Source organism: Pseudomonas sp. M47T1 (assembly GCF_000263855.1).
GTDB lineage: Bacteria > Pseudomonadota > Gammaproteobacteria > Pseudomonadales > Pseudomonadaceae > Aquipseudomonas.
In genome coordinates this window covers 198,699-225,303 of the sequence record NZ_AJWX01000005.1, presented here as the reverse complement: position 1 = coordinate 225,303, position 26,605 = coordinate 198,699, and the positions used below count along the sequence as shown (strand labels likewise).

24 protein-coding genes and 1 riboswitch are annotated in these 26,605 nt (G+C 64.9%); of the genes, 17 read left to right on the top strand and 7 right to left on the bottom strand.

Annotated elements, in window-relative coordinates:
• The first annotated feature begins 149 nt into the window (after window positions 1-149).
• Complete coding sequence (locus tag PMM47T1_RS08460) at window positions 150-1,670, top strand: DHA2 family efflux MFS transporter permease subunit (protein WP_008367638.1); 1,521 nt, start codon at window positions 150-152, stop codon at window positions 1,668-1,670.
• A gap of 204 nt (window positions 1,671-1,874) precedes the next feature.
• Here the strand turns inward: PMM47T1_RS08460 and PMM47T1_RS08455 are convergent, their stop codons facing one another.
• Window positions 1,875-2,279 (bottom strand): hypothetical protein, encoded by a 405-nt coding sequence (locus PMM47T1_RS08455; RefSeq protein WP_008367636.1) that lies wholly within the window; start codon window positions 2,277-2,279, stop codon window positions 1,875-1,877.
• A gap of 185 nt (window positions 2,280-2,464) precedes the next feature.
• Here PMM47T1_RS08455 and PMM47T1_RS08450 point away from each other — a divergent pair, with 185 nt between their 5' ends.
• From PMM47T1_RS08450 to PMM47T1_RS08435, 4 genes are read left to right on the top strand one after another with little or no spacing between them, the layout of a single operon-like run.
• Window positions 2,465-2,917 (top strand): (2Fe-2S)-binding protein, encoded by a 453-nt coding sequence (locus tag PMM47T1_RS08450; protein WP_008367634.1) that lies wholly within the window; start codon window positions 2,465-2,467, stop codon window positions 2,915-2,917.
• Between the two features lie 11 nt (window positions 2,918-2,928).
• The gene (locus tag PMM47T1_RS08445) at window positions 2,929-5,121 is read left to right on the top strand and encodes a xanthine dehydrogenase family protein molybdopterin-binding subunit (protein ID WP_008367632.1); all 2,193 of its coding nucleotides are present in this window, start codon (window positions 2,929-2,931) and stop codon (window positions 5,119-5,121) included.
• A gap of 11 nt (window positions 5,122-5,132) precedes the next feature.
• Window positions 5,133-6,356, top strand: a complete 1,224-nt coding sequence (locus PMM47T1_RS08440) for a cytochrome c (protein WP_008367630.1) — start codon at window positions 5,133-5,135, stop codon at window positions 6,354-6,356.
• Window positions 6,343-7,467, top strand: coding sequence for an XdhC family protein (locus tag PMM47T1_RS08435; protein ID WP_008367629.1), 1,125 nt, complete (start codon window positions 6,343-6,345; stop codon window positions 7,465-7,467). The genes PMM47T1_RS08440 and PMM47T1_RS08435 overlap by 14 nt, the downstream gene beginning before the upstream one ends.
• Before the next feature lie 3 nt (window positions 7,468-7,470).
• On the opposite strand, the gene PMM47T1_RS08430 is transcribed toward PMM47T1_RS08435, so the two are convergent.
• From PMM47T1_RS08430 to PMM47T1_RS08420, 3 genes are all read right to left on the bottom strand, one after another.
• Window positions 7,471-7,866, bottom strand: a complete 396-nt coding sequence (locus tag PMM47T1_RS08430) for a nuclear transport factor 2 family protein (RefSeq protein ID WP_008367628.1) — start codon at window positions 7,864-7,866, stop codon at window positions 7,471-7,473.
• A gap of 253 nt (window positions 7,867-8,119) precedes the next feature.
• Window positions 8,120-8,842, bottom strand: a complete 723-nt coding sequence (pcsA, locus tag PMM47T1_RS08425) for a phosphatidylcholine synthase (protein WP_008367627.1) — start codon at window positions 8,840-8,842, stop codon at window positions 8,120-8,122.
• Between the two features lie 152 nt (window positions 8,843-8,994).
• The gene (locus tag PMM47T1_RS08420) at window positions 8,995-9,249 is read right to left on the bottom strand and encodes a hypothetical protein (RefSeq protein WP_008367626.1); all 255 of its coding nucleotides are present in this window, start codon (window positions 9,247-9,249) and stop codon (window positions 8,995-8,997) included.
• 171 nt (window positions 9,250-9,420) lie between these two features.
• On the opposite strand from PMM47T1_RS08420, the gene PMM47T1_RS08415 reads away from it, so the two are divergent.
• The 5 genes from PMM47T1_RS08415 to PMM47T1_RS08395 all read left to right on the top strand — a co-directional run bounded on the left by PMM47T1_RS08415 (window position 9,421) and on the right by PMM47T1_RS08395 (window position 15,948).
• The gene (locus PMM47T1_RS08415) at window positions 9,421-9,882 is read left to right on the top strand and encodes an Lrp/AsnC family transcriptional regulator (protein WP_008367625.1); all 462 of its coding nucleotides are present in this window, start codon (window positions 9,421-9,423) and stop codon (window positions 9,880-9,882) included.
• Window positions 9,883-10,086: 204 nt separating this feature from the next.
• Window positions 10,087-10,155: riboswitch (Fluoride riboswitch) on the top strand.
• 79 nt (window positions 10,156-10,234) lie between these two features.
• Window positions 10,235-11,542 carry a voltage-gated chloride channel family protein gene (locus PMM47T1_RS08410; RefSeq protein WP_008367624.1) on the top strand — a complete coding sequence of 436 codons (1,308 nt, stop codon included), beginning with the start codon at window positions 10,235-10,237 and terminating at the stop codon, window positions 11,540-11,542.
• A 227-nt stretch (window positions 11,543-11,769) separates the two neighbouring features.
• Entirely contained in the window at window positions 11,770-13,509 is a 1,740-nt protein-coding gene (locus PMM47T1_RS08405) for an ABC transporter permease (protein WP_008367623.1), read from the top strand.
• Window positions 13,510-13,523: 14 nt separating this feature from the next.
• Window positions 13,524-14,846, top strand: coding sequence for an ABC transporter ATP-binding protein (locus PMM47T1_RS08400; protein ID WP_008367622.1), 1,323 nt, complete (start codon window positions 13,524-13,526; stop codon window positions 14,844-14,846).
• A 94-nt stretch (window positions 14,847-14,940) separates the two neighbouring features.
• Window positions 14,941-15,948 (top strand): GGDEF domain-containing protein, encoded by a 1,008-nt coding sequence (locus PMM47T1_RS08395; protein ID WP_043300850.1) that lies wholly within the window; start codon window positions 14,941-14,943, stop codon window positions 15,946-15,948.
• Window positions 15,949-16,089: 141 nt separating this feature from the next.
• Here the strand turns inward: PMM47T1_RS08395 and PMM47T1_RS08390 are convergent, their stop codons facing one another.
• On the bottom strand, window positions 16,090-16,800 hold the full coding sequence (locus PMM47T1_RS08390) for a CerR family C-terminal domain-containing protein (protein ID WP_008367620.1): 711 nt from the start codon (window positions 16,798-16,800) through the stop codon (window positions 16,090-16,092).
• A 196-nt stretch (window positions 16,801-16,996) separates the two neighbouring features.
• Here PMM47T1_RS08390 and PMM47T1_RS08385 point away from each other — a divergent pair, with 196 nt between their 5' ends.
• From PMM47T1_RS08385 to PMM47T1_RS08370, 4 genes are all read left to right on the top strand, one after another.
• Window positions 16,997-18,007, top strand: coding sequence for an HlyD family secretion protein (locus PMM47T1_RS08385; protein ID WP_443216086.1), 1,011 nt, complete (start codon window positions 16,997-16,999; stop codon window positions 18,005-18,007).
• Window positions 18,000-19,574 (top strand): MDR family MFS transporter, encoded by a 1,575-nt coding sequence (locus PMM47T1_RS08380; RefSeq protein ID WP_008367618.1) that lies wholly within the window; start codon window positions 18,000-18,002, stop codon window positions 19,572-19,574. The genes PMM47T1_RS08385 and PMM47T1_RS08380 overlap by 8 nt, the downstream gene beginning before the upstream one ends.
• Window positions 19,575-19,585: 11 nt before the next feature.
• Window positions 19,586-21,010: an efflux transporter outer membrane subunit gene (locus tag PMM47T1_RS08375; RefSeq protein ID WP_043300877.1), complete on the top strand. Its 1,425-nt coding sequence runs from the start codon at window positions 19,586-19,588 to the stop codon at window positions 21,008-21,010.
• A 223-nt stretch (window positions 21,011-21,233) separates the two neighbouring features.
• Entirely contained in the window at window positions 21,234-21,728 is a 495-nt protein-coding gene (locus PMM47T1_RS08370; RefSeq protein WP_008367614.1) for a beta-carotene hydroxylase, read from the top strand.
• Between the two features lie 2 nt (window positions 21,729-21,730).
• On the opposite strand, the gene PMM47T1_RS08365 is transcribed toward PMM47T1_RS08370, so the two are convergent.
• Window positions 21,731-22,591 (bottom strand): LysR substrate-binding domain-containing protein, encoded by an 861-nt coding sequence (locus PMM47T1_RS08365; RefSeq protein WP_008367612.1) that lies wholly within the window; start codon window positions 22,589-22,591, stop codon window positions 21,731-21,733.
• A gap of 106 nt (window positions 22,592-22,697) precedes the next feature.
• Between PMM47T1_RS08365 and PMM47T1_RS08360 the strand changes: the two genes are divergently transcribed.
• Window positions 22,698-23,087 carry a tautomerase family protein gene (locus tag PMM47T1_RS08360; RefSeq protein ID WP_008367610.1) on the top strand — a complete coding sequence of 130 codons (390 nt, stop codon included), beginning with the start codon at window positions 22,698-22,700 and terminating at the stop codon, window positions 23,085-23,087.
• Entirely contained in the window at window positions 23,084-23,653 is a 570-nt protein-coding gene (locus PMM47T1_RS08355) for a DUF4865 family protein (protein ID WP_050990394.1), read from the top strand. Before PMM47T1_RS08360 ends, PMM47T1_RS08355 begins: the two co-directional genes overlap by 4 nt.
• 24 nt (window positions 23,654-23,677) lie before the next feature.
• On the opposite strand, the gene PMM47T1_RS08350 is transcribed toward PMM47T1_RS08355, so the two are convergent.
• The gene (locus tag PMM47T1_RS08350) at window positions 23,678-26,023 is read right to left on the bottom strand and encodes a tetratricopeptide repeat protein (RefSeq protein WP_008367606.1); all 2,346 of its coding nucleotides are present in this window, start codon (window positions 26,021-26,023) and stop codon (window positions 23,678-23,680) included.
• Between the two features lie 95 nt (window positions 26,024-26,118).
• Here PMM47T1_RS08350 and PMM47T1_RS30280 point away from each other — a divergent pair, with 95 nt between their 5' ends.
• Window positions 26,119-26,526, top strand: a complete 408-nt coding sequence (locus tag PMM47T1_RS30280; RefSeq protein ID WP_238536606.1) for a GntR family transcriptional regulator — start codon at window positions 26,119-26,121, stop codon at window positions 26,524-26,526.
• Window positions 26,527-26,605: the final 79 nt, after the last annotated feature.

Below are 26,605 nucleotides of genomic sequence, written 5' to 3'. Positions count from 1 at the left end.
GAGCCTGAGTCTACAGGCATTTGCCCACGGATAAACGCCCCGGCAATTGTGCAGAAAACGCGGAGCTTTTCCGCGCACACTTGTCAGACCCTAACCGGCAAGGCTAAATCGGCAGACGCGCCATGACCTGACCTGCAAGGAACTGCCTGTTGTCCTCGTCCCGCACTACCGATGCATCCAACGCCCCCTCCACGGCCAGTACCGCGCCGCGTTTCTGGCTGCTGGCTTCGTTGCTGGTGGCGATGATCCTCGCCGCCCTGGACCAGAGCATCGTCGCCACTGCATTGCCGGTGATCGCCAGTGAAATGAAAGGCATTGAAGGCATGAGCTGGGTGGTGACCCTGTTCATGCTCACGTCCACCATCGGCGCGCCGCTGTATGGCAAGCTTTCGGATCAGTACGGCCAGCGACCGTTGTTTCTGCTCAGCATCGGCGTATTTGTCGGCGCGTCGCTGTTGTGCGGGCTGGCCACCAGCATGGGCCAGTTGATTGCCTTTCGCGGCTTGCAGGGCCTGGGCGCCGGCGGCCTGATGACCTTGTCCCAAGTGGTGATCGGCAGTGTGGTCAAGCCCAGCGACCGCGGCCGCTACCAGGGACTGTTTTCCGCCGCCTTTGCCGTCAGTGCGGCGGCCGGGCCGTTGCTGGGCGGCTTCATCACCACCCAGTGGAGCTGGCGTTGGGTGTTCCTGATCAACATCCCGCTGGGCGCGCTGGCCATTGCCGGGCTGATGATCAACTTGCCGGCCATCAAGCGCCAGGCCAACGTCACCATTGATTATCGCGGCGCCGCGGTATTGTCCGTGGCCACGTCGGCGTTGCTGCTGTTGACCCACTCCTTCTCCCAGGCCGGGCAGGCCAATACCCTCGGCACCTGGGTGCTGGGGTGGGTGGCCGTGTGCGGCTTTGCGCTGCTGTACCGGGTGGAACACAAGGCTAAGGAGCCCATCATCGACCCACGGCTGTTCGCCAATCGCCGTTACTCGATTGCCATTGCCGCCATGGCGGCCATGGCCTTTGCGATGATGGGCTCACTGGTTTTCATGCCCCTGTATTACCAGGCCGTGCTGCACCAGACGCCCACCCAGTCGGGCATCATGACCCTGCCGCAAGTGGTAATGATGGTCATCAGCTCGTTCGCTGGCGGCGCCGTCTCTACCCGTAGGCAAAATCACGCCACGTTGCTGCTGGTAGGGGTAGGGTTGGAGGCCATCGGTCTATTCATGTTGCTGATCTTCGCCCAGCACAAACTGGGCGCCGGTTATTTCCTGCTGGCCATGGGCGTGTTGGGCTCGGGCATGGGCATTGGCATGCCCAACGCCACCGTGATCGTGCAGAACGCCGTGCCGCTCAAGGTCATGGGCGCGGCCACCGCCGGCCTGTCGTTCTGCCGCTCGCTGGGTGCAGCGCTGGGCGTGGCGGTGGCGGGCGGTATCATGAGCTACACCTTGCGCCAACAGTTGGCGCAGCTACCGGCTGCGCTGCAAGGCATGTCGTTGGCCTTGCCCGAAGGGTTGGGGGCGGCCGCGCAGTCGCCGGCGGATGTGGCGCAACTGACCGAACTCTACCGCACCGCCATCAGCGCCAGTTTGCTGGGGGGCGGGGCGGTGATGACGGTGGCGTGGTTGCTGGTGTTGAGTTTGGTGGTGAAAGGGCGGCCGGCCGGGCAATAGTGCAGTGTTGATTTTTTATCATTTGCAGCACGGTTGCGCCCTTTATGGGCGGGTTCGTGCGTGGGTGTCTTCGGGCACGCCGGGTTCTGCTTCGGTATAAAGACCCTAGGGTCTGTATGAGATGCATTTCATACAGAGCCTAGGCACTGCCGGATACGTGTCGCTATGCCAGATGCGGTTGTGGGGGGTGTGTGCGGCCTGCTGTTACGCACCGCGCAGCAAGTCATGCTCATCCAGCAGGCGGAAGAATATCTCCGGCCGCCGCACCAACGCCCGGCGTATCGCCGCCGGGATGGTGTCGCGGGTCTTGCGGCACAGCCCCGGCTGGTCGTCAAACTCGATCACCAGGCCGCGCACACTGCGCACCTCGTTGTGGCTGGGGTTGATGCGCACGCGAATGCCCAATAGCTCATGCATGCGCGCGCACAGGCGTTGCAGGTCTTCGAAGCTTTGCAGAGCGTCGAGGCGCTCGATGAGTTTGCGCTCTTCATGGCGGGTCAATTGCAGGATGCGTTGCTGACCCGGGTCGGCACTGGCCAGCAGTTGCTCGTGCCCGCAAGTGCAGGCGGCAGGAGGGCAGGGTTGGCGGATGGCGGCAGGGCTGGTCATGGCTTCAGCATAGAGCGTGGGTGCAGGCTTGCACAATGCTGCGGATTGCTTGCGTGATCGTCCGAAAACAGCACGTCGGTCCAATATTGGGCGTGCCACGCTGGTAAGGTTCTAAACTTGCTTACGTACTGCCCGGCCAATGTAGCCGGGCAGGCGCCACCGTGATTGCTGCAACGAGGAAAGCCATGCACAAGTTGACCATCAATGGGCAGGCGCACGACGTCGACGTGCCCGACGACATGCCCTTGCTGTGGGTGCTGCGCGATGTGCTGGGCATGACCGGCACCAAATATGGCTGCGGTATCGCCCAGTGCGGCGTGTGTACCGTGCACCTGGACGGCCAGGCGGTGCGCTCGTGCGTGCTGCCGGTGAGCGCCGTGGAAGGGCTGGCCATCACCACCATCGAAGGCATTGGCGAAACGCCGCTGGGTGCGCAGTTGCAGCACGCCTGGCTGGAACACGAAGTGGTGCAGTGCGGTTACTGCCAGCCGGGCCAGATCATGGCTGCGGCGGCCTTGCTGCATAACCATCCCCAGGCCGACGATGAGCAAATCGTCACGGCGATGACCGGCAACCTGTGCCGGTGCGCCACCTATACCCGCATCCGCGCCGCGATCAAAAGCGTCAGCCAGGCCTGAGGAACAGCCCCATGAAAACCGCCAATCATCCTGGCGCGGCGTTATCGCGTCGTGGCTTGCTCAAGGGCAGCGCGCTGTCCATGGGCGGGCTGATCCTCAGCACCTGGCTGCCGCCGCTGGTGGCCCGTTCGGCGGCTGCCGAAGCGGTGGCGCCCGCGCGCCCCGGCACCACGAATTTCGAAGGCTTCGGTGCGTTCGTGCAAATTGGCGAGGACGGCCGCGTGCGCGTCATCTCGCCCAAAATCGAGATGGGCCAGGGCGCCCAGACCGGCATCGCGATGATGGTGGCCGAAGAACTGGAAGTGGGCCTGGACCAGGTGCAGATCCAGGAAGCGCCGCCTAATGGCGCGCTGTACACCGACACGATTCTGCAATTCCAGGCCACCGGTGGTTCTTCGTCCACCCGCTACACCTGGGAACCGCTGCGCAAGGCCGGCGCCACGGCGCGCACCCTGCTGATCCAGGCCGCCGCCCTGCGCTGGAACGTGGCGCCCAGCCAATGCCGCGCGGAACAGGGCCAGGTGCACGGCCCGCAAGGCCAGGTGCTGGGCTACGGCGAGCTGGCCAATGAGGCGGCGAAGCTGCCGCTGCCCACCGACGTGCCGCTCAAAGCCATTGGCGACTTCAAGTTGCTGGGCACCCCGGCACGGCGCCTGGACACCCCCGACAAAGTGATTGGCAAAGCCAGGTTCACCATCGACCTGCAAGTGCCCGACATGCGCATTGCCTCGACGCTGACGTGCCCGGTGCACGGCGGCACGCTCAAGGCGGTGGATGAGGGCGACGCCCGGCAAGTGCCCGGGGTGCGCGACATCATCAAGTTGAGCAACGCGGTGGCGGTGATCGGCGATCACTTCTGGGCCTGCCAGCAAGGCCTCAAGGCCCTGAGCATTGACTGGGACTACGGCGCCAACGCCGACGGCCATTCGGCGCAGTTGGACAAGGCCCTGCTGGACGCCAGCAGCCGCGACGGTGTTATCGCCCATGAGAGCGGCGATATCGCCAGCGCGCTGGGGGCGGCTTCCAGCCGCTTCGAAGCGGTGTACGAGCAACCGTTCCTGTCCCATTCGCCGCTGGAGCCCATGGGCTGTGTGGCACACGTGCGGGCCGATGCCTGCGAGCTGTGGGTGGGTACTCAGGCGCCTGTGTTTGCGCAAATGGGCGCGGCGAAGATCAGCGGCCTGCCCCAGGAAAAAGTCATCATCCACAACCAGTTGATCGGCGGTGCCTTTGGCCGTCGGCTGGAGTCGGACTTCATCTTCCAGGCGGTGGACATTGCCCGCCAGGTGCCGTACCCGATCAAATTGGTGTGGAGCCGCGAAGAGGACATGACCCATGACCTGTTCCGCCCGCACTACGTTGACCGCTTGAATGCGGCGCTGGACGACGACGGTCGGCCCCAGGGCTGGGAGCACCGCATTGCCGGCGCTTCGGTGATCGCCAGCTTCGTGGGCGCTTTGCCGCCCAGCGGCGTGGACGCCGACGCGGTGGAAGTGGCCATTGAGCCGATCTACCAGTTGCCGCATTTGAAGGTGCGCTACATTCGCGAAGACCCCAAAACCATTCCCGTGTCCTGGTGGCGTGGGGTGGGGCCGTTGCGCAGCACCTATGCGCTGGAGTCGTTCGTGGACGAACTGGCCCATCGGGCCAAGGCCGACCCGGTTGACTACCGCGCGCACCTGATTGCCGAGCAGCCGCGTGCGCTGGCGGTGCTCAAACGCGCCGCCGAGCTGAGCGACTGGCACACGCCGTTGCCGGCCGGGCAGGGCCGTGGTATCGCCGTGACCGCTGTGTTTGGCAGCTTCATCGCCACCGTGGTGGAGCTGGAGATGCAAGGCGAGCGGGCGCTGAAGATCAAGCGCCTGGTGTCGGTGATCGACTGCGGCTTCGTCAACAATCCCACCTCCGTCACCTCCCAGGTGGAGGGCGGCACGTTGTTTGGTCTATCGGCGGCGCTGTTCAACGAGATCCTGGTGGAAAACGGCCGGGTGCAGCAGAACAACTTCAACGCGTACCGGCAGATCCGCATGAGCGACGCGCCGCCGGTGGAAGTGCACCTGATGCCGAGCCTGGAAAGCCCCGGGGGTGTGGGTGAAACCGGCGCCGTACCGGTGGCCGCCGCCCTGGTCAATGCCTTGCACGCGGCGTCCAATGCCCGTGTTCGCCGCTTGCCCTTGAGCCGTTCCGGCTACTACACCGTTTGAGGATGGCTGACATGACGTTTATCAAAGTAGCCCTGGCCGCCACCCTGGCGATGCTGGGGGCCAGTGCCCAGGCGGCCGACGCCCAGTTGATCGCCAAGGGCGAATACCTGACTCGCGCGGCCGACTGCGAGGCCTGCCACACCACGCCGGGCGGCAAGCCCTTCACCGGCGGCCTGGCGTTCCAGTTGCCGTTCGGCACCCTGTATTCGCCCAACATCACCCCCGACACCGCCACCGGTATCGGCAGCTGGAGCGATGACGACTTCGTCAGCGCCCTGCAGAAAGGCGTGGGCAAGGACGGCAAGCATTACTACCCGGCGTTCCCCTACACCTCATACACGCTGATGCCGCGCGAAGACATCCTGGCCATCAAGGCGTACCTGTTCAGCATGGCGCCGGTCAGCCAGCCGCCGAAGGACAACACCATCGGCTTCCCCTTCAACCAGCGCTGGGGCATGGCCTTCTGGAATAGGGTGTTCGCCGGTGACAAGCGTTTCGTACCGGACCCGCAGCAGTCGGCCGAGTGGAACCGCGGTGCTTATCTGGTGGAAGGCCCGGGCCACTGTGGCGAATGCCACTCGCCGCGCAACCTGTTCCAGGCCGTGGACAGCAGCAAGTCCCTGGCCGGCGCGGCCATTGGCAATTGGCAGGCGTACAACATCAGTTCCGACAAGAGCCACGGTGTGGGCGGCTGGCCACGCGACGTGCTGGCCCGCTACCTGGCCACCGGCCAGGCGCCCGGCTACGCCATGGCGGGCGGGCCGATGAGCGATGTGGTGGAGCACAGCCTGCGTTTCCTCACGCCGGCCGACATCCAGGCGGTGGCCGTGTACCTGCAAGCCTCGCCAGCGCGCAGCGAGGGCATCATTCGTCCGCCGGTGGCGGTCAATGACGGGCCGCTGGCACCGGGCGACGGCCTGGGCCGCAAGGTGTTTGTCGACGCCTGCGCCGGCTGCCATCGCCTGGACGGGCAGGGCAACCAGACCTCGGTGGCCACCCTCACCGGGCTCAAGACCCTCAATGATCCCTCCGGCACCAACATGATCGCCGTGCTGCTGGCCGGGCACTACCCGTACACCTTTGGGCCGCAACAGAAAATGCCCGATTTTGCCCAGAGCTACAGCAACAAGGAATTGGCGGCCGTCAGTACCTTTGTGCTGCGCCGCTTCGGTGCCACCGATGCGCGCATTACCGAGCAACAAGTGGCCCGGAGCCGTGCCAGTGCCCTGCATTGATCAACTGCTGGACGCCATCGACGCCAGCCTGGCCAGCGCCACCGACGCGGTGCTGGCCACGGTGGTCAAGGTGCAGGGCTCGGCCTACCGCCGCCCCGGTGCGCGCATGGTGATTCCGCGGGTGGGCAACCCCAGCGGCACGGTGAGTGGCGGTTGCCTGGAAAGCGAGGTGGCCAGGAAGGCCTGGTGGTTGAGCGAGCAAGGGCCCAAGGTGGTGGCCTACAGCACCGCCGAGGACGAAGACGAGCCTCAGGATGAGGCGGCGTTCAACTTCGGCCTGGGCTGCAACGGCACGGTGTTCGTGTTGATGGAGCGGCTGGAGGGCGGTGCGCAGTCGTTGCTGCTGAGCACGCTGCGGCAGGTGCGCGACAGCGGCCAGGCCAGCGCGCTGGCCACGGTCATTGCCAGCGACGGCCCGGTGCCGGTCGGCGCGCGCAGGGTGGTGGGCGGCGAGGCGCTGGTTTCGCCGGCCTTGAGCGAGCAGGTGCAACACAGCCTGGGCGTGGTGCTGCGCCAGGGCAAGTCCGCCTTGCGCCGCTACCGGGGCGAGTGGGGGGAGGTGGAGGTGTTTCTGGAATACCTGCCGCCGCCGCAGCGCCTGGTGGTGTTCGGCGCCGGGCATGATGTGCAGCCACTGGTGCGCATGGCCTGCGAGCTGGGCTGGAGGGTCACGGTGGTGGACGGCCGCGCGCATTTCGCCCGCGCCGAGCGCTTTCCCCTGGCCGAGGCGGTAATCTGCGCGCCGGCGGGCGAGCCCTTGCCTCCTGCCTTGAAACTCGACGGTGCCGCCGTGGCCATCATGACTCACAGCCTGACCCAGGATTTCCACTGGCTGCAGGCCGCGTTGGCCAGCCAGGCCACCTACATCGGCCAATTGGGGCCGCGCGACCGCACGCAGCGGTTGCTGGCGGACATGAACCCTTCACGGCTGGCGGCGCTCCCGCGCCTGCATTACCCCATGGGCCTGGACCTGGGCGGCGACAGCCCCGAGAGCGTGGCCATGGCCATCCTGGCGGAGATTGTCGCGGTGTTCAACGGCCGCCAGGGCGGGCCGTTGAACCGGCGCGAGCAGGCCATCCACGACGTCGAACCCTCGGTGCTGCACGACTGAAGGTCAGGCCTCGGCCACGCGGGTGGCGTGGAACGAACAGATCTGCCAGGCATCAGCGCTACGGCGCCAGATCTGGGTGGTAAAGCCGCCCGACGCCACGCTGTGCTCAGCGCCGCGCTTTTGCAGGGTATTGGCGTGGGGGCCGGTCATGATCGCCAAGTCATCGCCGGCGAAACGCACCTGCAACGCACCGCGCTCAACGCTCAGGTAACGCACCACGTTCTGCGCATACGCCAGGTATTGCGCCTTGTCGTGCACCAGCCCGGTGGTGTGCACGTACACCAGGTCATCGGCGAACAGCCGGGCGACCTGCGCGTGGTCTTCCTGCACCAGCGCGCGGCTGCGCTCGGCTTCCAGGGCCAGCAGGTGAGTTTCAAGTTCAGCATGAATGGACGTCAAGGCTGTGCCCTCTTGGCATGGAGTGAGGGCGCATTCTAGAAAGGCCGGCGGGTAAAACGCTCATCGTGTTTACCGATGCCAGGCATCCTGGCGGCCGATGGCTGCTGTCTGCACGCTTGGCCGTGGGAAGTGCTACGGATTTCGCCAAGCCTTTGACCTTGTGGGAGCTAGCCGGGTGGCGCTCCCACAATGCCCCAACCAACACCGACGCAACTGCCAAAGGCTGCGCCCTGCGCCGCGGTGTGGGCGCCTATCACGGGGTACCGGTGCGGGCGAACCAATCTGCCGCCGTGCGCCACGCGCACACACCCAGAAAGTACGCCGACATCAACAGCCACAAGGTCATCACCGGTGGGTTGATGGCAGGGTGGTCATGCACCAGTGACAGGCTGCACAGCAGCCAGATGGCCGTGACGGCGATGTTGATCGGCATGAAGCGCCGTACCCGGAAAGGGTGCAGAAATTTCATCCGCGTCACCGTCAGCAGGGCCAGCAGCACGATGGTCAGCAACGTCAGCCAGGGTGAGGGCGACAGGGTGTACAGGCACAGGGCAACCACGTTCCAGGCGGCGGGAAAGCCCTGGAAGTAGTTGTCCTGGCTTTTCATGTTGACGTTGCAGAAGCAGAACAGCGACGACACCAGCATGATCGAAGTGGCCACCAGGGCGGTGTAGTCAGGCAGCGGGATATAGCGGTAGATGAACAGGGCCGGGATGAACACGTAGGTGAGGTAATCGATCACCAGGTCCAGCACCGAGCCATCGAAGTGCGGCAATACGGTCTGCACGTTCACCCGCCGCGCAAGCGAGCCGTCCACGCCATCGACAATCAGCGCCACGCCCAGCCACATCAGGCAGGCCTTGGGCTGGTTCTCGAACAGCGCCAGGGTGGCGAGCAAGGCGGTAACCACGCCCGTGGCCGTGAAGCCATGGGCGCCCCAGGCTTTCAGCCGGGCCAGGTGCAAGGTCGAGATCACGGAGCGTCTCCAGCAAAAAAAAGGGCAGCGATGTGCTGGCTGATCCTGTCGACCGGGCGCGGGCGGCAAGGTTCAGTGGCGATGCTCTCAGGATAGGCAATCCACGGCGCTTGCAGGCAGTGATTTTGCTTCGCCGCCGGGGCGGATACATATTACGTATTGGATCGCGAAGCCTTGGCTGTGGGGGGGTGAACCAGGTGGTCTTGCAGGATTGCGTTGAGAAACCGGAACGGGTCGTTCAGCCCCACCACTTCGTTGCTGAAATGGCGGCTGGTCTGCGGCATCAGCACGGCGGCAAAGCGCGGGTTATTGATGAGCGCAGGCGCGCCGCGCACCACCCCGTGTTGGCGGAACATGTTGGTGCTGAAGCGGGGGAAGCGGACATTCAGGTTGACGGCGTATGGCATGGCGTTGACTCCGGCGTGGTGCTGCGGGGAGGAGGGGCCTGGTTCTGTTATACCCCTTGAACCTGAAGGGCACCTGAACGCGGGGCGTCACCGGTCGCCGTGGAAAAATATCCTGCCGTAGAGGCCTGAATGCGAATAAAATTCGCCGCATTCCCTTGCCAGGTCTTTCTCATGGACAAACTCGACCGCGCCATCCTCGACATCCTTCAGGTGGACTGCACCCGTTCGGTCAGCGACATTGCCGATCAGATAGGCTTGGGCAGCACCGCGTGCTGGCGGCGCATCCAGAAAATGGAAGAATCGGGCATCATCCGCGCCCGCGTGGCCTTGCTCGATGGCAAGCAGTTGAACGTTGGCGTGGTGGTGTTCGTGTCCATCCGCACCACCCAACACAACGCCGAGTGGATCGACGCCTTTCATCGCGCAGTGGCCGATATCGAAGAGGTGGTGGAGGTGTACCGCATGGCCGGCGACACGGACTACCTGTTGCGCGTGGCCGTGCCGGACGTGGCCGGGTATGACGCGGTGTACAAGCAGTTGATCCGCATCCCGGGGCTGTCGGACATCAGTTCAAGCTTTTCCATGGAACAGATCAAATACTCCACCCGGTTGCCGTTGCGCTACGCGCCGTAAAGCGTTCGCTGATCGCACCCTTGTGCCCCTGTTGCCTATTGAGTCGTTAGCTGACTGGCGGCAGCTCCGAATTTTATACTGCTCCCCCCACACGAGCTGCGGGGGGAGGGTGTCAGACCTGCCGCTACAGGGTACGTGCCCCAAAAAACAGCGGAGGCGGGGGCTTAATGGCGGGTTGTAATACCCGTGCTCATCTCGCTATGATTCGTGCCCGGAGATGGCATTCCTCCCCGAACCGCCGCGCTGGCCGCAGCTGATGATGCCTACAGACACCTGATCTCCAGGGCTGTAGGTGCACGCGCGATGAATCCCTCCTGGTCAGGCACTCTTCCTTCTATTCGTGGCTGACCCTATGTCCCGGTTCAAACGTTTCGAACAATTTGACCTGCTGCCCTATATCGGCAAGTGGCTGCTGCTGGCGTGCCTGGTGGCCTTGCTGGCCGGCAGCGCCTCGGCGTTTTTCCTGTTCGCCCTGGACTACGTCACCGGGGTGCGTGAAAGCCATCGCTGGCTGATCGCCTTGCTGCCGGTAGCAGGCTTTATGGTGGGCTGGGTCTACTACCGCCTGGGCAAGACTGTGGAGGCGGGCAACAACCTGCTGATCGACGAGATCCACGACCCCAAGAAAGTCATTCCGTTGCGCATGGTGCCGCTGGTGCTGGGCGGCACGCTGGTGTCGCACCTGTTCGGCGCGTCGGTGGGCCGCGAGGGCACGGCTGTGCAGATGGGCGGGGCGCTGGCCGACCAGCTCACGCACCTGCTGCGCCTGCGCCGCGAAGACCGGCGCATCATGTTAATGGCCGGCATCAGCGCCGGTTTTGCCTCAGTGTTCGGCACGCCGCTGGCGGGCGCGGTGTTCGGCCTGGAGGTGCTGGCCATCGGGCGCATGCGTTACGACGCGCTGTTCCCGTGCATGGTGGCGGCCATTGTCGCCGACCAGGTGGGGCTGGCCTGGGGCGTGCAGCACACCCACTACGCCATTGGCGAGATTGTGCCGGTGGGGCCGTGGAGCATGCTGGCGGTGTTGATCGCCGGGGTGGTCTTCGGCCTGGTCGGCCTGCTGTTTGCCAGCGCCACCCACTGTCTGGGTGCGTTGGTCAAACGGGTGATCACTTACCCGCCATTGCGGCCGTTCGTGGGCGGTATCGTCATTGCCCTGGCCGTCTGGGCGCTGGGCGCCTATGACTACATTGGCCTGGGCATCCCCAGTATTGTCGCGGCGTTTCATGCGCCAATGGCGCCGTGGGACTGGTTCGGCAAGCTGGTGTTCACGGTGGCGTCGCTGGGGGCGGGCTTCAAGGGTGGCGAAGTCACGCCGCTGTTCTACATTGGCGCCACCTTGGGCAATGCCTTGGCGCCGCTGTTGCACCTGCCGTTCGCCATGCTGGCGGGCATCGGTTTCGTCGCCGTGTTCGCCGGCGCCGCCAACACGCCGCTGGCAACCATCATCATGGCCATGGAACTGTTTGGTGCCGACATCGGCCCGCTGGCGGCCATTGCCTGCATTGCCAGCTACCTGGTGTCCGGGCACACCGGCATCTACAATGCCCAGCGCGTGGGCCACAGCAAGCAGCGCTCGCGCGGTTTGCCGGAGGATCTGCGCGTGGGCGAGGTCAAGCAGTACCGGGCGCAGCAGGACGATGAACGCAAGCGCCGCTGACGGTTGCGGGTTAACCTGAACGAACGGCAAACGTGAAGCTTATTTTACGCCATTGTAACAATCGCATCCCTATACTCCGCGTCGAAACGCCTGCCAGGCTCAGCACCGATATTTGCCAACCCGTCATCCTGTGCTGTGCTTGAACTGTCCGCGTGGTCGTCCGACGTGCGCGCAGGTTGTAGGCTGTCACCGTGAACCCCGTTTGCCACACTGCCGGAATTCGCCCCATGAACAAAGTACTGCGTCACTATATTCCGGCTTCGACGCTGCGGATGCTGCCCAACCGCTGGGACCTGATGGCGCTGCCGCTGGTGGTGGGCTTCCTGCTGTTCTTCTCCATTGGCGCGCACCAGACCTGGGCGCCGATCTCCACCCTGCAAAGCCAGGCCATTTCCCTGGACCCCGCCGACCTGCCCGAATATGCCGTGCGCACTACCTTGCGCATGCTCGCGGCCATGGCCGCCTCGCTGGTGTTTACCCTGGTGTACGGCACCCTGGCGGCGAAAAGCCGTCGCGCGGAAAAGCTGCTGGTGCCGGTGCTGGATATCCTGCAATCGGTGCCGGTGCTGGGCTATATCTCGTTTACCGTTACCTTCTTCCTGCTGCTGTTCCCCGGGCGGGTGCTGGGCGCTGAATGCGCGGCTATCTTTGCCATCTTCACCAGTCAGGCCTGGAACATGACGTTCAGCTTCTACCAGTCGCTGCGTATGCTGCCCCGTGACCTGGAAGAGGTGGCCAGCAACCTGCAGCTGTCCGCCTGGCAGCGCTTCTGGAAACTGGACGTGCCATTCGCCATTCCGGGGCTGGTGTGGAACATGATGATGAGCATGTCCGGTGGCTGGTTCTTCGTGGTGGCCTCGGAAGCCATCACTGTGGGCGACAAGACCATCACCCTGCCGGGTGTGGGTGCCTACCTGGCCACGGCCATCTTGCAACAGGACCTGAAAGCCGTGGGCTACGTGATTCTGGCCATGGTGGTGGTGATCGTGCTGTACGACCAGTTCCTGTTTCGCCCGCTGGTGGCCTGGGCCGACAAGTTCCGCATGGAAAACACCGCCTCCCAGGCCGGCGCGCCGGAATCCTGGGTGCTCAACCTGATCCAGCGTACGCGCCTGGTTCAGCGCATGCTACGGCCCATCACGCGCTCCATCGGCCGCCTGGGCAACCGCCGCTTCAGCCTGCCGCGCCGGCACCGCCGGGCCACCAGCCACCCTGCCGCCTCCAGGCTGGTGGACTGGGTGTGGAACCTGGCCATCGGTGCGCTGACCCTGTACGCGCTGTGGCACATCGTGCAGTACGTGGGCAGCGAAGTGAGCCTGGGCGAATGCGTGCACGTGCTGGGCCTGGGCTTCATTACCCTGCTGCGGGTGCTGCTGCTGATCGCCGTGGCGTCGCTGATCTGGGTGCCGCTGGGGGTAATGATCGGCCTGCGGCCCAAGTGGGCGGAGACGATCCAGCCCCTGGCGCAGTTCCTCGCCGCGTTCCCGGCCAACCTGCTGTTTCCGGTGTTCGTCATTGTCATCCTGCGCTACCGGTTGAACCCGGACGTATGGCTCAGCCCGCTGATTGTGCTGGGCACCCAGTGGTACATTCTGTTCAACGTGATTGCCGGTGCCAGCGCCTTCCCCAACGACTTTCGCGAGGCAGCGGCGAACTTCCACATTCGTGGCTGGCAGTGGTGGCGCACGGTAATGCTGCCGGGCATCTTCCCGTATTACGTGACTGGCGCGATCACTGCGTCGGGTGGCGCCTGGAACGCCAGCATCGTGTCCGAATTCGTGGCCTGGGGCCAGGACAAGGTCGTGGCCCATGGGCTGGGCGCCTATATCGCACAGACCACCGCCGATGGCGACTTCCCCAAGATCACCCTCGGGGTGGTGGTGATGTCGCTGTTCGTGGTGGTGTTCAACCGAGTGGTATGGCGCCCGATGTACGCCATGGCTGAAAACAAGTTGCGCATGAATTGAATGGGGAACCGTGGATGAATACCTTGAACCAACACCCGGGCAATACCGCGCAGATTTTTTCCCTGAGCAATGTCAGCCGTGGTTTCGGCAAGGGCAAGGAAGCACTGCAGGTACTCAGTGACGTCGACCTGGTGCTGCGCGAAGGCGAGATTGTCGGCCTGCTGGGCCGCTCGGGCTCAGGCAAGTCGACGCTGCTGCGCATTATCGCCGGGCTGATCGAACCCAGCTCCGGTGACGTGCTGTACCGCGGCGAACCGTTGACCGGCCCGGCCGAAGGCGTGGCCATGGTATTCCAGACCTTCGCGCTGTTTCCCTGGCTGACCGTGCTGGAAAACGTGGAAGCCGGCCTGCACGCCCTTAAGGTGCCGCGCAAGGAAGCCCGCCAGCGGGCACTGGCGGCCATCGACCTGATTGGCCTGGACGGTTTCGAGAACGCTTACCCGCGCGAACTGTCCGGGGGCATGCGCCAGCGCGTGGGCTTTGCCCGGGCTCTGGTGGTCAACCCCACGCTGCTGCTGATGGACGAGCCGTTCTCGGCCCTCGACGTGCTGACCGCGGAAACCCTGCGCACCGACTTGCTGGACCTGTGGAGCGATAAGCAACTGCCCATCAAGTCGATCCTGATCGTCACCCACAACATCGAGGAAGCGGTGCTGATGTGTGACCGCATCCTGGTGTTGTCGTCCAACCCGGGCCGGGTGGTGGCGCAGATCAACGTGCCGTTCGCCCACCCGCGCAATCGCCTGGAGCCCAAGTTCCGCAACCTGATCGATGACATCTACGCGCTGATGACCGACCGCCGCAGCGCCGACGCCAGCAAGGGCCGCGCCGAGCTCAAGGTCGGCAGCCAGTTGCCCGAGGTGTCTACCAACCTTATGGCGGGCTTGATGGAGGCCCTGGCGGCCGAGCCGTACCATGGCCGCGCAGGCATGCCGATGGTGGCCGAGCGCTTGCTGCTGGAGGTGGACGACCTGTTCCCGGTGGCGGAAATGCTCGAACACCTGGGTTTCGTCGAACTCAAGGGCGCCGACATCAGCCTCACCGACCCCGGCAAGCTGTTTGCCGAGGAGGGCACCCAGGAACGCAAGGCGCTGTTCGCCGAACACCTGGTGCGCAACGTGCCCCTGGCCGCGCGCATCCGCGGCATCCTCCAGGAACGTCGCGGCCACCACGCGCCGCGGGTGCGTTTCGAACAGGAACTGGAAGACTCGCTGACCGATTCGGCGGTGGAGCAGACCCTGGAAAGCGTGATCACCTGGGGGCGTTACGCGGAAATCTTCTCCTACGACGACCATACCGAAACGTTCAGTCTGGAAGACGTGGAAGGCGAGGCTTGACGCGTTGATCTGAACGCTCATCCCGACCACCGGACTCAAGCTTGCCGAACGGATGACGATACGCTCTCAATCGCCACCCGTTCAGAGGCCCACTGTGAGCGTCACTTCTTCCCTGGATCGCCCCGGCAGCCGTGTGCAGAACGCGGTGGCCCCTGAGCCCGAGCACGCCATCGTCGAATGGTTGCTGCACGACGATCAGGTGATGCGCGAATGTTTTCGCCATGCCGTGGCCATTCTCAAGACCGCGCTGGGCACCGCCTACAGCGCGGTGATCCTGCTGGATGCCGAGCACCAGCATTACCGCGCCGAAGCCGGTGTGGTCATGGCCCACATCCCGCGTGAACGGTCGCTGGCCGACCACGTGGTGCGTCAGCCAGACGTGTTCATGGTAGAGGACGCGCGACAGGACCCTCGCTTTGTCGATTGCCAACTGGTCAGCGGCGCGCCTTTTGTGCGCCTGTACGCCGGCATTGCCTTGCGCGCACCCGGTGGCGGCCTGATCGGCGCCCTGTGCGCCATGGACCCTCGGCCCGGCCACCTGCAACCTGAGCAATTGGACGTGCTGCGCCATCTGCGCGCCATGATCGAGAACGACCTGGCGCTGCGCACGGCCACGGCCATCGACCCGCTGACCCAACTGTTCAACCGCCGCTTCATGCTCGAAAGCGTGCAGCGCAAATGGCAGGAAACCCCCGCAGGGCAGGGCATTGCTGCGGTGATGATCGACATCGACTACTTCAAGCAATACAACGACACCTACGGCCACCCGGCCGGGGACGATTGCCTGCGCCAGGTGGCGGCGGTGATTCAGGCGGTGGCCGACCAGTACCACCTGGTGGCCGGCCGGTTGGGCGGCGAAGAATTTGGCCTGCTGGTGGCCGGCCATCAGCAGCCGCAGTTGCGCGAAGCGTTGGAGGCGTTGCGCCACGGCATCTGGGCATTGAATATTGAACACCGACGGTCCAGTTTCGACCGCGTCACAGTGAGCATCGGCGCCGCCCAGGTCACCAACGCCAGCTCGCCGCGCGAAGGCTTCAGCATCGCCGACCAGGCCCTGTACCAAGCCAAGGCTCAGGGCCGTAACCAAGTGGTTATCGGTTAGGCTCTGTATGAAATGCATCCAGCTCGGCCATGCTGCGCTGAAAACAGACTCGCAATGCTCATTGACAACCCGTCAAGTCGAGCGCGAACCCGGACGTTCCTCGCCTGTTTTCGCCTTGCCTGACCTTCGCTGGAATACAGTTCATACAGACCCTGGCAACCTTTCGCGCACCAGCGCTTCCAGGGTCAGGCGGTTCTGCGACAGCAGCACGGTGCGCACGGTTTCCATGCGCACCCGGTCGATCTCGTCCCAGCCCAGCGCCCTTAGCAGCGGGCGGCGCAACACGCGGAAGACCATGCCCTGGCTGTTGAACGCCAGGGCGCGAATGATGGTGACTTCGTCCTCGGCGCTGCGACCGATCAGTCGGCCGACAATGCCCCGGGTTACGCCGCCCAGGCGCCGGTTGAAACCCTGGTCCATCATCTCGAAGGCGGCGGGCGGGCCCAGGCCGGCCTGTTCGCGGGCCATGAAGCGGCGCCAGTCGCTGGACTGCGGGGTATCGTGGATAAACGCCACGAAGCCGCCGAGGATGTCCAGGTAGGCGTCGATCAGCATGGCGTCGGTGGCATCGGCGTCCTCCAGCAACCCTTCGGCGTGGGTCACCACGCTACTCAGCTGTTCCCAGATATGTGTGAGGATGTGGTCTACGCAGGCCACGTAAACGCCTTCCTTGTTGTCGAAGTAGTACTGCAGGGCAGGGGCGTTGACCCCGGCCGCCGTGGCGATATCGCGGGTCGAGGCGCCGTCGAAGCCGTTCTCGGCAAACAGCCCCATGGCCGCGTCGATGATGCGCGAGCGCGTTTCTTCACCGCGTTGATAGCCGCCTTCTTTCGCCGGTCGATGTCGTGCCATGTCAAAGCGCCTGTAGTGAGTCAGGTGCAAAATATATCACTTGACATAAATTCGCCATCCCTACATTTTGTATCGACTGGAATAATTTGGAGCCCGTGGCATGTCCGTCGATCGTCCTCTCGGTCCGCAAGAGCGTCTTTCCCCCGTGGCCGATGACACGCAGGGCCCACAACGCGCGGGTCCACGTAAAGTGCTGATGGGCCTCGGCCTGCTGATTGTGCTGGCCGCACTGGTCTGGGGTGGCTACTGGTGGTTGCACGGACGCTTTATCGAAAGCACCGATGACGCCTACCTGCAGGCCGATAGCATGACCGTGGCACCCAAGGTGGGCGGCTACGTGACCGAGGTGTTGGTCGGCGACAACCAGACCGTGGAGGTGGGCCAGCCACTGGTGCGCCTGGACGCGCGCAAATACCAGGCGGCGCTGGACGAGGCCCAGGCTACGGTGGCTTCCCGTGAAGCCGACGTGGCCAAGGCCCAGGCCGACCTGGTGCAACAGGACGCCAGCATTGCCCAGGCCCGGGCCGAACTGGCCGGCGCCGGCGCCGACGCCAAGCACGCCCAGGCCGAAGTGAATCGTTATGCGCCGCTGGCCAAGTCCGGTGCCGAGACCCAGGAGCGCCTGGCCGAACTGAACAACAAGCTGGCCCAGGCGGCCACCGGCCAGACCGCCCATCAAGCTGCGCTGCAGTCGGCCATGACCCGTACCGGTATTCTCAAGGCCCAGTTGCAACAAGCCCGGGCGCAACTGGTGGTGGCCCAGGCCAGTGCCCGCCAGTCGCAGCTGGACCTGGATGACACCACGGTGGTCAGCACCCTGGCCGGCCGCGTGGCCGACCGCAGCGTGCGGGTAGGGCAGTTCACCCAGCCGGGCACGCGCCTGCTGACGGTGGTGCCGGTGCAGGCGCTTTACCTCACCGCCAACTTCAAGGAAACCCAGATCGGTCAGATGCGCCCGGGCCAGAAGGTCACCGTGCACGTGGACGCGCTGCCCGGCCAGGACCTGGCGGGGCACATAGACAGCCTGTCGCCGGGCACGGGCTCGCAGTTCGCCTTGCTGCCCTCGCAGAACGCCACCGGCAACTTCACCAAGATTGTCCAGCGGGTACCAGTGCGCATTCTCATGGACGTGCCCGAGGACGTGCATAAAGCCCTGTTGCCAGGCCTGTCGGTCACCGTTGACGTGGACATCCGCACCCATGGCTGAAGCCCTGGCATCACCGGCCTGCGCACCGGCGCCGCGCGAGGCCAACGCCTCGCTGACTGATTGGGTGGCGGTGGCGGCCGGTTCCCTGGGCGCGCTGCTGGCCACCCTGGACATCTCCATCACCAACTCGGCGCTGCCGCAGATCCAGGGCCAGATCGGAGCCTCGGGTACCGAAGGCACGTGGATTTCCACCGGCTACCTGATGTCGGAAATCGTCATGATTCCCTTGGCGGCCTGGTTGACCCGGGTATTGGGCTTGCGTCGGTTTCTGATGGGTAACGCCATTCTCTTCACCTTGTTTTCCATGTACTGCGGGCTGTCCACCAGCCTCATGGCCATGGTGCTGGGCCGTATCGGCCAGGGCTTTGCCGGTGGCGCGATGATCCCCACTGCGCAAACCATCATTCGCACCCGTCTGCCACGGCACCAGATGTCGGTGGGCATGTCGGTGTTCGGCCTGACCGTGCTGCTGGGGCCATTGATGGGGCCGGTGGTGGGCGGCTGGCTCACCGAAAACGCCAGCTGGCGCTGGTGCTTTTTTCTCAACCTGCCCATCAGCCTGGCCCTGGTAGCCTTGCTGTGGAGCGGCTTGCGCCCGGAAAAAACCAACCTGCAGCAGTTTATCAAGGCTGATTGGGTCGGCATCCTCGGCCTGGCGCTGGGCTTGAGCACCCTCACTGTGGTGCTGGAGGAAGGCCAGCGCGAACACTGGTTCGAGTCGCACATGATCGTGTGGTTGAGCTTGCTGTCGCTGCTGGGTTTCTTCCTGATAGCGGTGGGGCAGGTCACGGCAGCCAAACCCATCGTGCGCCTGAACCTGTTGCGCAACCCGCGTTACGCCAGCGTGATCCTCATTGTTTCCACCGTTGGCGCGGCCATCTACAGCATTTCCTACCTGTTGCCGCAGTTCCTCGGCACCGTGGCGGGCTACAACGCCCAGCAGGCCGGCTCCATCATGCTGCTGTCGGGGCTGCCGGCGTTCCTGCTGATGCCGGTGCTGCCGGCGCTGCTGCAACGCTATGACAGCCGCTGGCTGGTGAGCATCGGCCTGGTAATGTTTGCCATCAGTTGCGCCATGGACGTGGGGCTTACGGCGCAAAGCGTGGGGCATGACTTCTACGGCTCGCAACTGCTGCGCGGCTTTGCTCAGATCCTGGCGATGATGCCACTCAACCAGGCCTCCATGGCCGCCGTGGCCGCTCATGAAGCGGGGGATGCGGCGGGGTTGTACAACATGTCGCGCAACCTGGGCGGCTCCATCGGCCTGGCGCTGATGGGGGTGATGATCGATCGGCGCGACACCTACCACGACGACATGATTCGCGAGTCGTTGACCGCCAACAGCACCCAGGGCCAGGACTACATGGCCAGCCAGACGGCCGGCTTCCTGGTGCAAACCGGTGACCAGGCGTTGGCGCAGCTCAAGGCTACGGCGCAGTTGGCCGGCAACATTGCCACCCAGGCCACGGTCATGACGTTCAACGAATGCTTCTACCTGCTGGGCATTGCGTTGGCGGTCTGTGTACCCCTGGCCCTTCTCTTGAAAAAACCGGCGAACCATCCATGAGCAAGAGCCGCATGATCGACAGAACCCTGATGTCGGCCCTGGTCCTCAGCCTGCTGGCTGGCTGCACCGTGGGCCCTGACTACCACGGCGCGCCCTCGGTGGCCGACAAGACCCTGGCCGCTGGCAAACTGCCCCATGCCGACAGCCAGGCCGCCAGCACGCCGCCGGCCGCCGACTGGTGGCGCGGCCTGGGCGATGAGCAATTGAATGCGCTGGTGCAGGCGGCCCTCAAGGATAGCCCCGATATCCAGTCGGCCTTGGCGCGCCTGCGCCAATCGCGGGCCGGCCTGCACAGCCAGCAAGCCGACGGCATGCCCAAGCTCAGTGCCAACGCCACCAGCCTGCGTATGCGCTCGCCCGACCTGTCGACGCTGACCGGCAGCGACAGTGGCGGCGGGCGCGGCCCGGTGCAGTTCTACCTGGCCGACTTCGACGCCAGTTGGGAAGTGGACATGTTCGGCGGCACCCGCCGAGCCATCGAGGCGGCGAGTGCCAGTGCCGATGCCTCCATGGCCGATCTTGCCGATGCGCAGGTGCAGTTGGCCGCCGAAGTGGTGCAGGCTTACGTCGACCTTCGCGACCGCCAGGCACGCCTGGCGCTGGTGGACGCCACCGCCGATCTGGAAAGCCAGGTGCTGGACCTGACCCAGCAGCGTCGCGAGCGTGGCGTGGCCTCGCAGTTGCAGCTGGAGCAGGTGACCACCCAACTGCAAACTACCCAGGCCCAGCGCTTGCCGTTGCAGGCGCAGATTGTCGAGTCGCTGGATGAGTTGGCGGTGCTGTGCGGCCAGGAACCGGGCGAGCTGGATGCGCGCCTGGCGAAGCCCACTGACCTCCCGCAGGTGCCCGCCGTGGTACCGCTGGCTGACCCTGCGGCCATGCTCAAGGCGCGCCCGGACATTCGCGCGGCCGAGCGTCAACTGGCCTCCAGCAATGCGCAGATTGGCGAGAAGAAAGCCGACTGGTTTCCCAAACTGTCGCTGATGGGCGACCTGGGCTTCAGCGCCGCCGAACCGTCGCACCTGTTTCGCAAGGACAATGGCACCTGGTTGCTGTTGCCGCGCCTGACCTGGAATGCATTGGACTTCGGCCGCGTGGCTGCCAGCGTCGACAGCGCCGAAGCCGGCCGCGACGAAGCCCAGGCCCACTACCGCAGCGTGGTGCTGCAAGCCCTGCGCGACGCCGACACCTCGTTGACCCGCTATGGCCACCAACGGGAAAACGTGGTGCTGCTGCGTGAAATCGAAGCCTCGTCGGGGCGCGCCGCCAGCCTTACCCGTGAGCGCTACAAGGCCGGCACCGCCAGCACCCTGGACTGGCTGGACGCCGAACGCACCCGCTTCGACGCCGAGCAGAACCGTATCAGCGGCGATGCCCAGCTGCTCAAGGACTTCGCCGCCCTGCACAAAGCCCTGGGCCTGGGCTGGCGGGTATAGACGGTGCAACCACCTGAGCCGCTGGAGCTGCCGGAGGCTGCGACGGGCCCGCGATCGACAGGACATCGCCGAAGGTCCTGCGGACCTTCTCGCAGCCAGGCGGCGGATGGCCGCCCCGCAGCGTCTACGACGATCGCTCCGACGACGCTGCTACAGGACATTTATGCGTCACAGGGGTATCCTCTGACCCATCACCGTCATACGCCCTGACCCAACGCCGCCCATGATTGCCCATTTCCTCATCTTCTTCTGCACCCTGGTCACCATGGAAGCCGTCGGCACGCTGGCGCACAAGTACATCATGCATGGCCCAGGCTGGTGGCTTCACCGTTCGCACCATGAAGAGCACCTCGGCGCGCTGGAAAAAAATGACGTGTTTCTCCTGGCCCTGGCCCTGGCCGCCGTGGGCCTGATGGTGCTGGGCGATGCCGTGGTTCAGTGCATCGGCGCCGGGGTGGCGGGTTATGGCCTGATCTACGTGTTCTTCCACGACGGCATTGTTCACCGCCACTGGCCGGTGCGGCCCAGCCCGCGTCATCCCTACCTGCGCCGCCTGTACCAGGCACACCTGATGCACCATGCGGTCAAGGGGCGACACAACAGTGTGTCGTTCGGTTTCCTCTACGCGCCGTCGGCCGCCACGCTGAAAAAACAGCTGCGCGCCAGCCGCACGGAAAACACCGACAACGCGTGCCCAGAGCCCCTGCAACAACCCTGAAATCAAACTGCGGCCAACGCCTGCGCCGTCATGTGCGCCAGGCACTCCACGGCCGGGCTGCCCTGTTCGCTGGCGCGGTGCAGCACATAGCCCAACTGCGCCATGGCGGGCAGCTCATCCATAACCCTGAGATGTGCCGGCAGCCCCACGCGGGTGCGCAGCGTGACCCCCAACCCCGCGCCGACCGCCGCCCACAGGCCGGCGACACTGGGGCTGGTGAGGGCGATGCGCCAGGCAATGCCGGCGGCGTCCAGCGCCTGAATGGCCGCGCTGCGCAGCACGCAGGGGGGCTCGAACAGCACCAGCGGCAATGGCTCGTCGCGGGTAGCGATAAAGTGCCTGTCCTGGCTACCGATCCAGGTCATCGGCGCCTGCCCCAGGCGTGTCGCCCAGGGCGTGGATACACCGGTGTCCCAGGTCAGGGCCACATCAAGGCGGGCACCCTCGATCATCGGCAGCAATTCGGCACTGCGGCCTACCCGCACTTCCAGGTTAATGTGCGGGTACACCCGGGTGAAACGCTGCAGAACGTCACGGAGCAGGTGCTCGCCAAAATCTTCCTGTACCCCCAGGCGTAGCGTGCCGTGGGCCTTGTGCCCGTGCAGGTGGGCAAAAACCTCGTCGTTCAGGCTCAACAGCCGTCGCGCGTGGCTGAGCAGCAACTCACCCAGGGGCGTCAGCACCAGGCCACGGCCGGAACGGGCCAGCACGGGCGCACCCACCACGTCCTCCAGTTTCTTCAGTTGTGCACTTACCGCCGAGGTAGAGCGGCCCAGGCGATCAGCGGCCTTGGCGAAACTGTCCAGCTCGACGCCGGTGACGAAGGTCCGCAGTACGTCCAGGTCGAACGCGGGAAGGCGCATGGTAACAGTCCTGAAAAAGTGGATTGTTGATCCTGATTAATCTGATTTTCGGGATTATCGTCGCTTGTTAGCGTAGGAGCGTCAACTCATTGTTCAGGACCTGACCATGCCATTCGTGCGTATCTCTGTGCTGCAAGGCCGTTCGCCGCAGTACCTGCAAGCCCTGTCCACGGCCATTCACCAGGCGCTGGTGGACACCTTCGACGTGCCACCCAGCGACCGCTTCCAGATGATCCACCAGCATGCGCCGGGCGAACTGCTGTTTGACCGCGACTACCTAGGCGGCCCGCGCAGCGATGCCTTCACGCTGATCGCCATCACCGCCGGCAAACCACGCAGTGACAGCACGCGGCGGGCGTTCTACCAGACCTTGGTGAAGCGCCTGCACAGCGCCGTGGGCCTGGACCCCGAGGACGTGATGGTGGTGATCAATACCACCTTGGCGCAGGAGTGGTCGTTTGGTGGCGGGCGGGTGAATGGGGAGGAGCGGCCATGATGATTGCGATGCAATATGGTTTTTCATTCCCCCAGCAATATGACATGGGGTTGATCGCCGATCGCGTGGCACAGAAAGGACACCTGTTCGACGATTGGCCGAACCTGGTGTTCAAGGCCTTCCTGGCCGCCAGTAGAGAGGATCCGCAGGTGCGCTCGGATCACAACCTGTATGCGCCGTTTTATCTGTGGCGCGACACCCAGGCCCTGCACGACTTTCTTGCCAGCCCGGCGTTCGCGGCGGTGTGCGAGGCGTTCGGTCGCCCGGCAGTCAGGCTCTGGATTCCGGTGGTGGAGCAGCGCAAGGCCGGATGGGCGGGCGCTGCGGTGGCTACGCGCGAATGCGTTGCCATCGGGGCTCAGCCCCTGGCCGAACGCTGGGTACAGGAGCGGGCGTTGGCAGCGCAATGGCTGGCAGATGCCAATGTCGAGGCGGTGGTGATTGGCTTTGATCCTCAGAACTGGCAGCTGATACGCATGAAATTTCACCGCCACGTCGAAGCGTGCAACGCCACAGCGGCTACCCAGCACTACCAGATACTGCACCTCTCACAGCCAAACCTGTAGCCGCCCCCAGCGGCTCCAGGCGACTCATTGTTGTGCTTGCGCGGTAAATATGGGGTCCTCGGGGTTGATGGCCTTGAGGTCTTGCACCAGCTGCTGCCCCGCCTGGGGGTTGCCCTGTTCGTGGTAATACTGCGCCAGGGTCAGGCGCAGGTCGCGGTTTTGCGGGTGGCGGGCCAGGGCTGCCTTGAGTACGTCGATGGCTTGCGGCGGGTGGCCGCTGTCGTGCAGGGCTACGGCCAGGATGAAGGGATATTGGGCGTTGTCGGGTTCGCGTGCGCTGGCCTGGCGCAGCGCGTCGATGGCCTGGGGCAGTTGTTTGTGCCGAATCAGGCGCATGGCGCGGGTGTGCAGCAGCAGCCCGGATTCGGGGTGCAGGCGCACCGCCTGGTCGAGCAGGGTGGTGGCCTCGGCGGCCCGGTCGTGGTTGTCCAGCCATTGGCTCAGGGCCACGGTGGCCGGCAGGAAGTCGGGATCGCGCAGCAGGGCGGCGCGCAACGCCGGTTCCACTTCGCTGGAGCGGCCGCTGGCCTGGTAGAACATGGCCAGGTTGAGGTTGGCTTCGGCGCGTTCCGCGAGGGCGCCTTGCACTTGTTGATATTCGCCGATGGCCTTGTCCCACGCTGGTTGCGCCGCACCCAGGCCCGTCAGGCCAGGGCTTAGCAGGTCGCGGGCGGCAGCAATGCGCACCGCGCGGACCGGGTCGCTGAGCAACGGCACCAGGTAGTCGGGGCGCTGCAGGGGCTCCACCATGGCGCTGAGGCTGTGCACCGCGCTCTCGCGGACTTGCGGGGCCGGGTGGTGCAAGTCGCGATTCACCCGGTCCAGCATGGCCGTGGACGCGTAGCTGGGCGCTTGCGCCAGCAGCGTGGCACGACGGATGGCCGGCAGGTTGTTCTGCTGCAGCAACGTGATCAAGGCTTCGGCCGCGCCCGGCTTACCCGCCCGGATCAGGTACAGGCCTTCGTCGTAGCGCGTGGGTTGCGGCTTGTCGGCGCCGTACCACAGGCGGAACTGCTCGCTGACCTTGTTGGCGGCGGTACCCTGGTGGCAACTCAGGCAGGCGTCCGGGGTGCCGAGGCGCTGCGCACGGGGTGGGTTGGGCAGGGTGAAGCCATGGTCGTGGCGGTAGTCGTTGACCATGTAGAACTTGCCCGGCATGTGGCAATCCACGCACTGGGAGCCGGGTTGGCCCGGCTGGTGATGGGTGTGCTCGGGCGAGTCGTATTGCTTGGCTTGCAGGCCGGCGCCATTCACCGTGGCATAGGCCGCCACCCCGGCGGTGTTGTGGCATTGCAGGCACACACCGTTGCCCGGCACCTTCAGTTCGCTGCTGTGGGGTTCGTGGCAGTTGCTGCAGCGCACGCCCTTGTCGAACATCTTGCTTTGCTGGAAGGCGCCGTGCTCGAACACTTCGTCCTTGATCTTGCCGTCCAGCGCGTACAGCTCGCGGGTCAGCGCGCTGGGCAGGTAGTCATCCATGAACGCGTGCTGGTTGGCGTAGCCGTCGGCCAGGGGCGCACGGCGCGCGTGGCAGCGCGCGCAGGTGTCGATCTCGGTACTGGCGTTCTTGCTGGCCAGGTCCACCACGAAGCCGGCATTGGTCACCGAGGAGGACTGTTCGGCGGTCCAGGCCAGGTGGTTGGACGCCGGGCCATGGCAGGCCTGGCAGCCCACGCCCAGGCTGTGCCATTGGCTGTTGAACTGGTTGCTGGCGGCGTCGAAGTTACGCTTGTAGCCGGTGGTGTGGCATTCCACGCACATGAAATTGGCGTTTTGCGCCGGTTTGCTCCAGTGCAGCGGGTCCTTGAAGGTCACGCCCTGGCCGGGGTACAGGTGGAACCACTTGTGCTGCTGGGTATCCCAGGCAACCCCCAGGGCCTGGAGTCGTCCGCCGGAAACTTCCAGCAGGTATTGCTGCAGCGGGGCCACGCCGAAGGTGTAGGCGACCTTGAAGTCGGCCGCCTTGCCGTCGATGCCGGGGGTGTTGACCCAGAAGCCGTCGTCCTTGCGAAAGAAACGCGTGGTGTCCTTTTCACCCTTGAAGGTGACCTCGTTGAAGTTGCCTTCCACGGTGTCGGGCGTGGCCGCCTGCATGGCCATCTGGTGATGCGAACCTTGCCAGTGCTTGACCTGGCTGGCGTGGCAGCCCTGGCAGCTGGTTTCATCCACCAGGGTGGCGGGCGGCGGCGGGGGCGGTGCGGCCACCGCCGCCGGTGCGCTGGCATGCACCGGAGCAGGGGGCGGCGCCTGGAGAAACACCACCAGGCCGATCAACACGGCCAGCGCCACGGCGCCCACCAGGGTATAGAGCACATTGCGTGTACGCGAGGACGCGGCCGGGCGGGGGTTGCTCGCAGCGGGCTTGCTCATACCGACTTCCCTTGTCTTGATCAATGCCTGGTATATCGCCAAGAGCTTTGTCGGCAAAGTGCAGTCTGTCAACCTGCAGGGAATAAGTGCCGCGAGTGAGCCCGTTGCCTCAGGCCTGGAGTTGGGCGCGCAGCGAGCTCACCAGCTGCGGCAGCGCCTTCAGGCCGGCGTCGGCCATCCATTGCAGGTACTTGCCCGACACTTCGCCCCTGACCTACGGCCCGCTGATAGAGCCTTCCGCCAAGCGCACGCTGGCGTCGCAGCTTGAATCAGTGATTCGCCAGGACATCATCAATGGCCGCCTGCTGCCGGGCAGCCGCCTGCGTCTCAAGGCACTGGCGCTGGCCTATGAGCTGGGCGTGATTGCGCTGCGCGAAGCGCTGTCACGCCTGGCGACCACGGGGTTTGTCGCGGCGACCGATCAGAATGGCTTCAGCGTGGGCCGCTCGAATAACAAGAATTGTCGCTCAGGCATCCTGAACACAAAAATAATAGGGAAGTAACATGAGGAGAGTGTTTTGTGGCTGTATGGCCGGTTTGGCGTTGGCGCCGTAGGTGGGAATGGGGACTGCGGTGGCGGCG

What these genes read in the sequence shown, in the direction of transcription:
- PMM47T1_RS08350 (WP_008367606.1), bottom strand. Translation starts at nt 26,023, where the DNA reads ATGAGCAAGCCCGCTGCGAGCAACCCCCGCCCGGCCGCGTCCTCGCGT.
- PMM47T1_RS08400 (WP_008367622.1), top strand. Translation starts at nt 13,524, where the DNA reads ATGAATACCTTGAACCAACACCCGGGCAATACCGCGCAGATTTTTTCC.
- PMM47T1_RS08415 (WP_008367625.1), top strand. Translation starts at nt 9,421, where the DNA reads ATGGACAAACTCGACCGCGCCATCCTCGACATCCTTCAGGTGGACTGC.
- PMM47T1_RS08450 (WP_008367634.1), top strand. Translation starts at nt 2,465, where the DNA reads ATGCACAAGTTGACCATCAATGGGCAGGCGCACGACGTCGACGTGCCC.
- PMM47T1_RS08420 (WP_008367626.1), bottom strand. Translation starts at nt 9,249, where the DNA reads ATGCCATACGCCGTCAACCTGAATGTCCGCTTCCCCCGCTTCAGCACC.
- PMM47T1_RS08405 (WP_008367623.1), top strand. Translation starts at nt 11,770, where the DNA reads ATGAACAAAGTACTGCGTCACTATATTCCGGCTTCGACGCTGCGGATG.
- PMM47T1_RS08445 (WP_008367632.1), top strand. Translation starts at nt 2,929, where the DNA reads ATGAAAACCGCCAATCATCCTGGCGCGGCGTTATCGCGTCGTGGCTTG.
- PMM47T1_RS08390 (WP_008367620.1), bottom strand. Translation starts at nt 16,800, where the DNA reads ATGGCACGACATCGACCGGCGAAAGAAGGCGGCTATCAACGCGGTGAA.
- PMM47T1_RS08370 (WP_008367614.1), top strand. Translation starts at nt 21,234, where the DNA reads ATGATTGCCCATTTCCTCATCTTCTTCTGCACCCTGGTCACCATGGAA.
- PMM47T1_RS08440 (WP_008367630.1), top strand. Translation starts at nt 5,133, where the DNA reads ATGACGTTTATCAAAGTAGCCCTGGCCGCCACCCTGGCGATGCTGGGG.
- PMM47T1_RS08360 (WP_008367610.1), top strand. Translation starts at nt 22,698, where the DNA reads ATGCCATTCGTGCGTATCTCTGTGCTGCAAGGCCGTTCGCCGCAGTAC.
- PMM47T1_RS08380 (WP_008367618.1), top strand. Translation starts at nt 18,000, where the DNA reads ATGGCTGAAGCCCTGGCATCACCGGCCTGCGCACCGGCGCCGCGCGAG.
- PMM47T1_RS08365 (WP_008367612.1), bottom strand. Translation starts at nt 22,591, where the DNA reads ATGCGCCTTCCCGCGTTCGACCTGGACGTACTGCGGACCTTCGTCACC.
- PMM47T1_RS08375 (WP_043300877.1), top strand. Translation starts at nt 19,586, where the DNA reads ATGATCGACAGAACCCTGATGTCGGCCCTGGTCCTCAGCCTGCTGGCT.
- PMM47T1_RS08355 (WP_050990394.1), top strand. Translation starts at nt 23,084, where the DNA reads ATGATGATTGCGATGCAATATGGTTTTTCATTCCCCCAGCAATATGAC.
- PMM47T1_RS08455 (WP_008367636.1), bottom strand. Translation starts at nt 2,279, where the DNA reads ATGACCAGCCCTGCCGCCATCCGCCAACCCTGCCCTCCTGCCGCCTGC.
- PMM47T1_RS08385 (WP_443216086.1), top strand. Translation starts at nt 16,997, where the DNA reads ATGGGCCTCGGCCTGCTGATTGTGCTGGCCGCACTGGTCTGGGGTGGC.
- PMM47T1_RS08410 (WP_008367624.1), top strand. Translation starts at nt 10,235, where the DNA reads ATGTCCCGGTTCAAACGTTTCGAACAATTTGACCTGCTGCCCTATATC.